The organism is Mesorhizobium sp. M4A.F.Ca.ET.020.02.1.1 (assembly GCF_004022645.1).
GTDB lineage: Bacteria > Pseudomonadota > Alphaproteobacteria > Rhizobiales > Rhizobiaceae > Mesorhizobium.
Genome location: NZ_RZOI01000818.1, coordinates 1 through 2,503 on the forward strand (window position 1 = coordinate 1; position 2,503 = coordinate 2,503).

3 protein-coding genes are annotated in these 2,503 nt (G+C 65.0%); 1 reads left to right on the plus strand and 2 read right to left on the minus strand.

The features are described 5' to 3' along the window. Together EN742_RS31585 and EN742_RS31590 are read right to left on the minus strand one after the other, a co-directional pair. A partial coding sequence (locus EN742_RS31585; RefSeq protein WP_148670393.1) for a bifunctional 5,10-methylenetetrahydrofolate dehydrogenase/5,10-methenyltetrahydrofolate cyclohydrolase occupies window positions 1-477 on the minus strand: 477 nt, incomplete at its 3' end. Between the two features lie 291 nt (window positions 478-768). Beyond that, window positions 769-1,509, minus strand: a complete 741-nt coding sequence (locus EN742_RS31590) for a L,D-transpeptidase (protein ID WP_126056402.1) — start codon at window positions 1,507-1,509, stop codon at window positions 769-771. A gap of 213 nt (window positions 1,510-1,722) precedes the next feature. Between EN742_RS31590 and EN742_RS31595 the strand changes: the two genes are divergently transcribed. Further along, the gene (locus tag EN742_RS31595; RefSeq protein WP_126056401.1) at window positions 1,723-2,361 is read left to right on the plus strand and encodes a DNA-3-methyladenine glycosylase I; all 639 of its coding nucleotides are present in this window, start codon (window positions 1,723-1,725) and stop codon (window positions 2,359-2,361) included. Window positions 2,362-2,503: the final 142 nt, after the last annotated feature.

Below are 2,503 nucleotides of genomic sequence, written 5' to 3' on the forward strand. Positions count from 1 at the left end.
GTCGAGGCCGGTCTCCTTCAAGAGCTCGACCGAGGCGGCCGCCGTGCAGGGCGCCAGATCGAGCTGGTTGTAGACGATATTGCCGATCGAGGCCGGATGCATGCCCTCGACGTCTTTCAGCGGATGCACCGCCGCCTGCAGCGTCTTGATCGGGATGTGCACCGGCACCGGCCGCTGGATGATGATGCCGGTGACGCGTGGATCGGCATTGAGGCCGTGGATCGCGGCCTCCAGTTCGCCGGCGGTGATGTCGGCGGCAAAGCGCCGCTCTTCGAAGCCGATGCCGGCCAGTTCCGCCTTGGCGCGCTGGTTGCGCACATAGACATCGACTGCGGCGGTGTCGCCGACGGTGATCGACACCAGCTTTGGCGGAAACCCCTCGGCTGTGGCGATCGCGGCGTCCTCGCGCACGGAGGCGATGATGCGCTGGGCCACCGGCCCACCCTTGAGATAGCGGCTGTCGTCGGACCGGGACATGGCTGACCTTTGGCGTCGGGAATTGTGCGCTGCAATAGCAGAGGCCGTCCGGGAAATCAGCCTCCGAAAACGAAACGCTCTGCCTTCAGCGCGACGCGTTTTGCCTCGAAAGGCGAAAGGGCAGCGCGGTTTCCCGTGCTGCCCTTTCGTGACCGGCCGCATCCCCACACGGCCCGTCCCCCGTTAACTCGTTGCCAGTCTAAGCACGTCTCCCGAATATGCGCTATGGCTTGGGAGCAACAGCTGGCGCCAAAATTAGTCGGCGCTGCCTGACCGATAGATTCGCAGTCCCTATATCACCACCACCGTCGTTCCGACATTGACGCGCTCGTAGAGGTCGACGACGTCCTCGTTGCGCATGCGGATGCAGCCGGAAGATACGGCGCCGCCGATCGTCCATGGCTGGTTGGTGCCATGGATGCGGTATTCCGTCGTGCCGAGATAAAGCGCACGGGCGCCCAGCGGGTTCTCCTCGCCGCCGGCCAGATAGGTCGGCAGATAGCGGCCCTTGGCGGCCTCGCGCTTGATCATCACCGCCGGCGGGCGCCAGTCCGGCCAGACGCGCTTGTCGGTGATCTTGTGCGTGCCCGACCATTCGAAGCCCGGCTTGCCGGTGCCGACGCCGTAGCGCCGCGCCTTGCCGTCCTTCTCGACCAGATAGAGGAAATTCTGGTGCGTATCGATGACGATGGTGCCTGGTTTCTGCGGCCCGTCGAACGCGACTTCCTGCGGCAGGTAGATCGGGTTGATCTGCGGCCGCATCGCCGTGCGCCGGGCCGGCTGCTGCACCGCCGCCGTGCGCTGCTGGTCGGGCTGGACCTGCAGATAGCGCCGCTGCGGCTGCTGCACCATCTGGCGGGTCTGCCGCACGATACCAGGCGCGCGGCCAAGCTGCAGCACCCAGGGCGCCGAAAGGTCGGGGCTCACCATCACCGGCGGCCGGTCGGCATAGCGGTCATCGGCATTGGAGGCGGTGGCGCCGGCGGCAAGAACCGCCGCGGCACCCAGCAGGGAAACCAACGTTGTCTTCATCGGAACGCACCTTGATCGTCGAACGGACGGAGGCACGAAACCGCCCCCGGTTGCGCGATCCTTGGCGCGAAGCGGCAACCGAAACATGAATCGGAATGCGTAAAATGCCGATGTGTCAGTAAACCTTTTGGTGTGGTTACCGGCCGGTTCAGGAATCTGGTAAAGCCACGGTAAAACAGGCGCCGAGGCGCATTAACGAACGGATTTCTGGCAATGGGAACTGAAAATGCCGGCCTGCTCGACGGCCCTGACGGCAAGGCGCGCTGCTTCTGGCATGGCAATCTGCCGGACTATCTGCACTACCACGACCATGAGTGGGGCCGGCCGGTGGTGGACGACCGGCGGCTGTTCGAGAAGATCTGCCTCGAAGGCTTCCAGTCCGGCCTTTCCTGGCTGACCATCCTGCGCAAGCGCGAGAATTTCCGCGAGGCCTTCGCTGGCTTCGACTTCGACAAGGTGGCTCAGTTCACCGACAAGGATGTCGAGCGCCTGCTCGGCAATGCCGGCATCATCCGCCATCGCGGCAAGATCGTCTCGACCATCAACAACGCCAAACGGGCGCGCGAAATGGTTGATGAGTTCGGCTCGCTGGCGGCCTGGTTCTGGAAGTTCGAGCCGGGCGCGGGCGAGCGCCCGGAGATCGTCGACCTTGCCCATCTGCGCGCCAATCCGACGACGGCGGTCTCGGTCCGCATCTCGAAGGAGCTGAAGAAGCGGGGCTGGAGCTTCGTCGGCCCGACCACCGTCTACGCCTTCATGCAGGCGATGGGCCTTGTCAACGACCATCTCGAAGGATGCGTCTGCCGCAACGCAGTGGAAGCGGAGCGGAAGAGGTTCAAACGGCCGAGGTAGGACCTTCCTTCTCCCCGTTCCACGGGGAGAAGGTGCCCGAAGGGCGGATGAGGGGCAGCGCCCGCCTGCGAGACTAGATGCCGCTGGCGCCGGTGAGGAACAGGCCGGCGACGATCGCCGCCAGCGCGGCGAAAGCCGGATA